Origin of the sequence: Devosia sp. (genome assembly GCF_017307565.1) — a bacterium.
GTDB lineage: Bacteria > Pseudomonadota > Alphaproteobacteria > Rhizobiales > Devosiaceae > Devosia.
The window spans coordinates 1-7,137 of sequence record NZ_JAFKHD010000481.1 but is presented as its reverse complement, the minus strand read 5'-3'; the positions used below and the strand labels follow the sequence as shown (position 1 = coordinate 7,137).

Here is a 7,137-nt window from a genome sequence, read left to right as displayed (position 1 = left end):
TTGAGTGGAACAAAAGCATGACCGAGACGGTCCAGATCATTTCTCCCGTGAATGGAAAAGTGTTTGCCGAGCGCCAGACGCTGGACGGGCCTTCGATTGCCGCGGCCGTGAGCCGGGCGAAGGCGGCACAGCGCGAGTGGCGCGGGGTGGCGGTGGCCGAGCGAGTGGGGGCGGTCGGGCGCATGGTCGATGCGCTCCTTGCCATGAACGAAGAAATCGTGCCCGAACTCGCCTGGCAGATGGGCCGGCCGATCCGCTTCGGTGCGGAAAAGCGCGGGGTCGAGGAGCGCAGCCGGCATATGCTCTCCATAGCCGAGACTACGCTGGCGCCATCGATGCGGCCCGAGAAAGAGGGTTTTGTGCGCTATATCGCACATGAACCGCTGGGTGTGGTGCTCGTGATTGCACCCTGGAATTATCCGTTTCTGACAGCGGTCAATTCCATCGTGCCGGCGCTGGTGGCGGGTAATGCGGTGCTTTTGAAACATGCGAGCCAGACCCTGCTGGCGGGTGAGCGCTTCGCAGCGGCGGCCAAAGCGGGGGGACTGCCCGAGGGGATTTTCCAGAACCTCGTCCTCAGCCATGGCGACGCGGAAAAACTCGTCGGCTCGGGCGAGATCGACCACATCAATTTCACCGGATCGGTGGAAGGTGGGCGGCGGATCGAGAGGGCGGCGGCCGGGACTTTTGCCACACTGGGCCTCGAGCTCGGGGGCAAGGATCCGGCCTATGTCCGTGCCGACGCCAATCTCGACTTTGCCGCCGAAAACCTTGTCGACGGCAGCTTTTTCAATTCCGGGCAATCGTGCTGCGGCGTCGAGCGCATCTATGTGCATGCCGAGGTCTATGACGGGTTTGTCGAGCGCTTCGTCCAGCAGGCGCGCGGCTGGACCCTGGGCGATCCGCTCGACCCGGCAACCATTGTCGGGCCCATGGCGCGCGGCAGCTTTGCCGACCATGTGCGGAACCAGACCGACGAAGCCGTGCGCTCGGGCGCGACGCGGCATCTCAACTGGGGCGATGCCCGTGACACGGCAGGTTCGCCCTATCTGGCGCCCGAAGTGCTGACCGGCGTCAATCACCAGATGAGCGTCATGCGCGAGGAGAGCTTTGGACCCGTCGTCGGCATCATGAAGGTGGCGGACGACGCCGAGGCGATCACGCTGATGAATGACAGCCCCTATGGGCTGACGGCGTCCATCTGGACCGATGACATCGCCGCGGCCGGGCGGATCGGCAGCCGGGTCGAGACCGGTACGGTCTTTGCCAATCGCTGCGACTATCTCGATCCCGCGCTTGTCTGGACCGGCGTGAAGGACACCGGCAAGGGCGGCGGCCTCAGCGAGATCGGCTACCATAATTTGACCCAGCCCAAGAGTTTTCATCTGCGGCGGGTTTGAGCACACACGCCGCCCCACGCTCGATTGTCACCCCGGCGAAAGCCGGAGCCCAACTTGAGATCTCAGGATGGATTCCGGCTTTCGCCGGGATGACAGCGGTGGGGGCGGTTGTATCGAGGGACTAGGAAAATGACCAAAGCCAACTGGAATTATCCGACCGCCGTCCGCTTCGGGGCGGGGCGCATTGCCGAATTGCCCGATGCCTTGAAGGTCGCGGGGATAAAGAAGCCGCTGCTGGTGACCGATGCGGGGCTCGCGGCGCTGCCGGTGACGCAAAAGGTGCTGGCCGATCTCAAAGCCGGCGGCATCGAGGTTGGGCTTTTCTCCGATGTAAAACCGAACCCGATCTCGGCCAATGTCGAAGCGGGCATAAAAGTTTTGCGTGAGGGCGGCTATGACGGGGTCATCGCCTTTGGTGGCGGCTCCGGGCTAGACACGGCCAAGGTGATTGCCTTCATGGCCGGGCAGACGCGGCCCATGTGGGACTTTGAGGATGTCGGCGACTGGTGGACGCGCGCCGATCCCAAGGGGATTTTTCCGATCGTCGCCGTGCCGACGACGGCGGGGACGGGCTCGGAAGTTGGGCGCGCGGGCGTCATTACCGACGAGACGACGCATACCAAGAAGGTGATTTTCCATCCGTTGATGATGCCCAAGGTCGTCATCGCTGATCCCGAACTGACCGCGGGCATGCCAAAGTTCATCACCGTGGGCACCGGCATGGATGCGCTGGCGCATTGTTTGGAGGCGTATTGCGCGCCGGGCTATCATCCGCTGGCCGATGGCATTGCGGTGGAAGGCGTTCGACTGGTGTTCGAAAACCTGCCCAAGGTTGTGGCCAACCCCAATGATATCGAGGCGCGCGGCCATATGATGAGCGCGGCGGCCATGGGGGCAACGGCGTTCCAGAAGGGGCTCGGGGCCATTCATGCGCTGAGCCATCCGGTGGGGGCGCTCTATGATACCCATCACGGCATGACCAATGCGGTCTTCATGCCCTATGTGCTTCAGGCCAATAAGTCGGCGATCGAGGGCAAGATTGCCCGGCTCGCGGCCTATATCGGGCTGGCACCGAGTTTTGACGCGTTCCTGCATGCCGTGATCGGGCTGCGGCTGCGGCTCGACGTGCCGCATACGCTGAAGGATTTTAAGGTCGATAGCGCGCAGCGGGAGAAGATCGGCGACATGGCGATTGTCGACCCGACGGCGGGTGGCAACCCGGTTGAGCTGACCAGGGCACTGGCGCTGGCGATTTTTGATCGGGCGCTGGAGGGACGGGTTTAGAAGCCTCGTCCCAACCACCGGTTCGCCCTTCTCCCCCTGAGGGAGAAGGTGGCGCGCAGCATCACCGAATTCGCAAACGCGAATTCGGTTGGGATGAGGGGTATTCTTGCTGGTGTCACTCGCTCCTCTGCGGAGGATAGACACCCCTCACCCTGACCAATTTGCTGAACGCAAATTGGTCGGTCCCTCTCCCGCAAGGGGCGAGGGGAAGGCTAGTGGCTCTCGGTCAGCTGACGACCTCGGCCACAGTCGCCTTGGCGCCTTCGTCGAACAGGTTTTCGAGATGGCCCACCACCGTGTCGCGGAACACGGCGTTGCCGGCGAGGTCTGTACCGAAAACTTCGATCAGGCTCGAAAGCCCTTCGAACAGCGCTACCGGGTCGTCGCCGGCATCGGCCGAGATGGCCATCATCTTGAGCGCGTGCGGATCCCGAACGTCGATCTCATTGCCCTTTTCGTCGATGCCGGTGACGTAGCGCATCCAGGCGGCGACGCCGAGGGCAAGGCGGGTGATCGGCTGACCGGCCTTGAGACGATCGCGGATGGTGCCGAGGAGGCGCTGGGGCAGCTTTTGCGAACCGTCCATGGCGATTTGCCAGGTGCGGTGCTTCAGGGCCGGATTGCGGAAGCGCTCAAGAAGCTGATCACGATAGGCCCCGAGATCGACGCCGGGCATGTCGAGCGTCGGCATGGCTTCTTCGGTCATCAGGCCATGGACCAGCTTTACATAGGCCGGATCGCCCATGACTTCGGCGATGTACTGGTAGCCGCCGAGATAGCCCAGATAGGACATGGTCGAGTGTGAGCCATTGAGCATCCGGAGCTTCATGTGCTCGAAGGGCTCGACGTCTTTCACGAGCTGCCCGCCGACCTTTTCGAATGCCGGGCGGCCGGACGGAAAATGGTCTTCGATCACCCACTGGGTGAAAGGCTCGGTCATGATCGGCCAGGCGTCTTCCGCGCCGATCAGGCTTGTGACTTCCTCGCGGTCGGCATCGGTGGTGGAAGGCACGATGCGGTCGACCATGGTCGAGGGGAAGGCGACAGACTTCACCCATTCGCCGAGATCGGCGTCGCGGAGGGCGGCGAAGCGGGTGACGATGCGCTTCGCGGTTTCGCCATTGGAGGGAAGATTGTCGCAGCTCATCACCGTGAAGGGGGCAATGCCGGCCGCCTTGCGGCGGGCGAGGGCCTCGACCAGCATGCCCGGCGCCGATTTCGGCGCGGCGGGATTGGCGAGGTCGTGGACGATGTCGGGATGCTTCTGGTCGAGCTCGCCAGTGGCCGGGTCGTGGCAATAGCCTTTTTCAGTGACGGTCAGCGAGACGATGCGGATGTTGGGGGATGCCATCAGGTCGAGGAGGGCTTCGCGCTCGGTATTGGCATCCATGACCGAGAGGATGGAGCCGATGACGCGCGGATGGGTGCCTTCGGCGTCGCGCACGGCAATGGTGTAAAGGCTGCCCTGCGGTTCCAGGGCTTCCTTGGTGTCGGGGCGGCGGAGGCTGGCGCCGACAATGCCCCAGCTTGGGTCCCCGGCGAGGAGATCATCGACATAGACGGCCATATGGGCGCGGTGGAAAGCGCCGATGCCCAGATGCACGATGCCCGGCGTCACCTCGGCCCGATCATATTTCGGCACGCCGATGCCCGGCTTGAGGGAGCCAAGGGTGGCAGGGCTGAGGCGCGGGCTGGTCATGACGGCTCCATGGAATTCAAATCGGGCGCAGCATAGTGGCTTCCAATCTTGTATGGAAGGCTGGTTGCGGCGCGCTATGCTGTTTATGAGGGGAAGGCTTGTCGGGGCAAGCCGGGCCCGGCATAAGCCTTTGCAGGAATTGGGAGGAGAGCGGCATGGCCAGCAAGCGGATCGTCAGCATCGGCGAATGCATGATCGAGATGAGCGGTGGCGAGAACAGCACCTATCGCCTGGGCTATGCCGGCGACACGCTCAACACGGCCTGGTATCTGCGCGCCCTGCTCGGGAAGGACTGGAACGTCGACTATATGACGGCGCTTGGCCAGGATCGCTATTCCGATGACATCAGGACTTTCCTCAAGACCAATGGCATCGGCACCGACCATATCGGCACGATCCCGGAGCGGCGGCCGGGACTTTATATGATCCATCAGGACAAGGGCGACCGGCACTTTACCTATTGGCGCGACCAGTCGGCGGCAAAGCTGCTGGCCGACGACAAATCGGCGCTGCAAAAGGCCGTGGAAGGCGCCAGCCTTGTCTATTTCTCGGGCATTACCCTCGCAATTCTGGCGCCCAAGGCGCGTGGTCGCTTGCTGGGCGCCATCGTCAAGGCGCGAGACAATGGCGCAAAAATCGCCTTCGACACCAATCTGCGGCCGGCCCTGTGGTCGAGCCCAAGGGTGATGGCCTCGGTGCTGACGGCGGCGGCGAGCCTTTGCGATATCGTGCTGCCCACACATACCGATGAAGCCCCGCTTTTCGGCGACAAGTCGGTGGATGACACCGCCGACCGCTATCTCGAACTCGGGGTCGAGGAAGTGGTGGTCAAGGATGGCGCCAAGGAAGCGCTGATCGCGACGGCGAGCGAGCGGGTGCGCATTTCGCCGAAACCGGCTGAGAAGGTGGTGGACGCGACCGGGGCCGGCGACAGTTTCAATGGCGGCTATCTCTCGGCGCGGCTCAACGGCAAGTCGATCCGCGCGGCAGCGGAAGAAGCGCATCGCGTGGCCGGGGTGGTTATCGGCCACAAGGGTGCGCTGGTGGAGCCGAAGTTTTTGAAATAGCGCCATCGCGCGGGGCACCACCCCCTCCCAGCCTCCCCCATCGAGGGGGAGGTGAAGGGATAGTGGCCTGCGCAAGATAGTGCCAACTACTCGATGCGACACCTCCCCCTTGATAGGGGAGGACGGGAGGGGGGCTCTATTCCCCGTGCATCTTCAAAAAATCCTCGGCGCTGAGGACGATCTTGTCGTCAATCTCGCCGATGGCTTTCTTGTCCTTGCCTTCATAGTCAACGCCGCTGAGTACGGTGCGGATGACATTGAGCCGCAGTCGGCGCTTGTCATTGGCGCGGATCACCGCCCAGGGGGCGTGGCGGCTGTCGGTGCGCTCGAGCATGCGGTCGCGGGCGCGCGAATAATCGTCCCACTTGTTGAGCGCTTCGAGATCGATGGGCGACAGCTTCCAGGTTTTCAGCGGATCGTGGCGGCGGTCGTGGAACCGCTTGAGCTGCATTTCGCGGCCGATCGACAGCCAGAACTTGAACAGACGAATGCCGTCCTTGGTGAGGCGCTTTTCAAATTCGGGCGCTTCGTCCAGGAACAGTTCGGTCTCTTCGGGCTTGCAGAAGCCCATGACCGGCTCGACGCCGGCGCGGTTGTACCAGGAGCGGTCAAAGAGCACCATTTCGCCCGCTGCCGGCAGCCAGTCGATATAGCGCTGAAAGTACCACTGGGTGCGTTCCCGGTCGTTGGGCTTGGGCAGGGCGGCGATGATGTTGTAGCGCGGGTTGAGAAATTCGAGGATCGTCTTGATCGTGCCGCCCTTGCCGGCGGCATCGCGCCCTTCGAAGACGAGGACGATGCGCTCGCCGGCCTTGGCCATATGGCCTTGCAGCAGCACGAGTTGCTTTTGCAGCGCATAAAGCTGAGTGTCATACTCGTCCCGGTCGAGCTTCTTGGCATAGGGAAAACCGCCCGATTTCATGGCCGCCTTGTCGATGGCCTCGGGCAGTTCGGGATTGTTGATATCGAAGTTGAGGAAGGGATCGCTCACTCTGTCGCTCCATTGTCACGAGCACCGTGCTAGAAGTTTCGATCCCGCGCAAGTGGCGGGAGTAAGCGCTTGATTCGGCGGGCAAAAATGGACGATTCACAATCGCCCCAGACATTGCTGCGCGGCCAGGCCATGCTGGCGCGCATTGTGAGTTATGCCGGGCTCCTTCTGGGGCTCGCCGGCCTCTTTGTCGCGCTCGTGCTTTTTGGCAATCTCAGGCCCGATCTCGCCGCGCTCGGCTATCTGTTCGTCCTTGGCTTTGTCGCCCTGCTGCCCATGCCGGTGCGCACGGTGACGCGCATCGTCGAGACGCCGGTGGTGCAGCTGCCGCCCGAAGACGACAGCGGATCCGTCATGGCCGCCTTTGCCGAGGCCTTGGGTGAGCCGTGCCTCGTACTCGACCGTCGCGGGGCGGTGGCCTATCGCAACCAGGCCGCCGCGAGCCAATATCCCAATGTGCAGAACGGCAAGGTTCTGACCCTCGTCATGCGCAATCCCGAACTGGTGGCAGCGGTGGATGCGGCGCTACGCAGCGGGGCGCCGCAGAGTTTTGAACTGCACGAAACCCTGCCCAGCGAAACCTGGGATCGCGTCACTGTTGCGCCCGTTCGGAGCCCCGGCAGCGACTGGTTCGAAGAGGATGACCGGCACCTGCTCGTCACCTTCCAGAGTCTGACCGAATTGAAGCGCGTCGAC

Annotated in this window: 6 protein-coding genes; 4 read left to right on the top strand and 2 right to left on the bottom strand. The window is 63.0% G+C overall.

Annotated features, from left to right (window positions below):
* Window positions 1-17: 17 nt before the first annotated feature.
* Together J0I64_RS21055 and J0I64_RS21050 are read left to right on the top strand one after the other, a co-directional pair.
* On the top strand, window positions 18-1,400 hold the full coding sequence (locus J0I64_RS21055; protein WP_291411979.1) for an aldehyde dehydrogenase family protein: 1,383 nt from the start codon (window positions 18-20) through the stop codon (window positions 1,398-1,400).
* Between the two features lie 129 nt (window positions 1,401-1,529).
* On the top strand, window positions 1,530-2,684 hold the full coding sequence (locus tag J0I64_RS21050) for an iron-containing alcohol dehydrogenase (protein WP_291411977.1): 1,155 nt from the start codon (window positions 1,530-1,532) through the stop codon (window positions 2,682-2,684).
* 226 nt (window positions 2,685-2,910) lie between these two features.
* Here the strand turns inward: J0I64_RS21050 and J0I64_RS21045 are convergent, their stop codons facing one another.
* The gene (locus J0I64_RS21045; RefSeq protein WP_291411975.1) at window positions 2,911-4,383 is read right to left on the bottom strand and encodes a mannitol dehydrogenase family protein; all 1,473 of its coding nucleotides are present in this window, start codon (window positions 4,381-4,383) and stop codon (window positions 2,911-2,913) included.
* Between the two features lie 155 nt (window positions 4,384-4,538).
* Between J0I64_RS21045 and J0I64_RS21040 the strand changes: the two genes are divergently transcribed.
* Window positions 4,539-5,450 (top strand): sugar kinase, encoded by a 912-nt coding sequence (locus tag J0I64_RS21040; protein WP_291411973.1) that lies wholly within the window; start codon window positions 4,539-4,541, stop codon window positions 5,448-5,450.
* Window positions 5,451-5,586: 136 nt separating this feature from the next.
* On the opposite strand, the gene ppk2 is transcribed toward J0I64_RS21040, so the two are convergent.
* Window positions 5,587-6,441, bottom strand: a complete 855-nt coding sequence (gene ppk2, locus J0I64_RS21035; RefSeq protein ID WP_291411972.1) for a polyphosphate kinase 2 — start codon at window positions 6,439-6,441, stop codon at window positions 5,587-5,589.
* An 87-nt stretch (window positions 6,442-6,528) separates the two neighbouring features.
* On the opposite strand from ppk2, the gene J0I64_RS21030 reads away from it, so the two are divergent.
* Window positions 6,529-7,137: hypothetical protein (locus J0I64_RS21030; protein ID WP_291411970.1), on the top strand; the 609-nt coding region annotated here is incomplete at its 3' end.

Coding starts and splice junctions, on each gene's coding strand:
- J0I64_RS21040 (WP_291411973.1), top strand. CDS start 4,539: ATGGCCAGCAAGCGGATCGTCAGCATCGGCGAATGCATGATCGAGATG.
- J0I64_RS21055 (WP_291411979.1), top strand. CDS start 18: ATGACCGAGACGGTCCAGATCATTTCTCCCGTGAATGGAAAAGTGTTT.
- J0I64_RS21050 (WP_291411977.1), top strand. CDS start 1,530: ATGACCAAAGCCAACTGGAATTATCCGACCGCCGTCCGCTTCGGGGCG.
- J0I64_RS21045 (WP_291411975.1), bottom strand. CDS start 4,383: ATGACCAGCCCGCGCCTCAGCCCTGCCACCCTTGGCTCCCTCAAGCCG.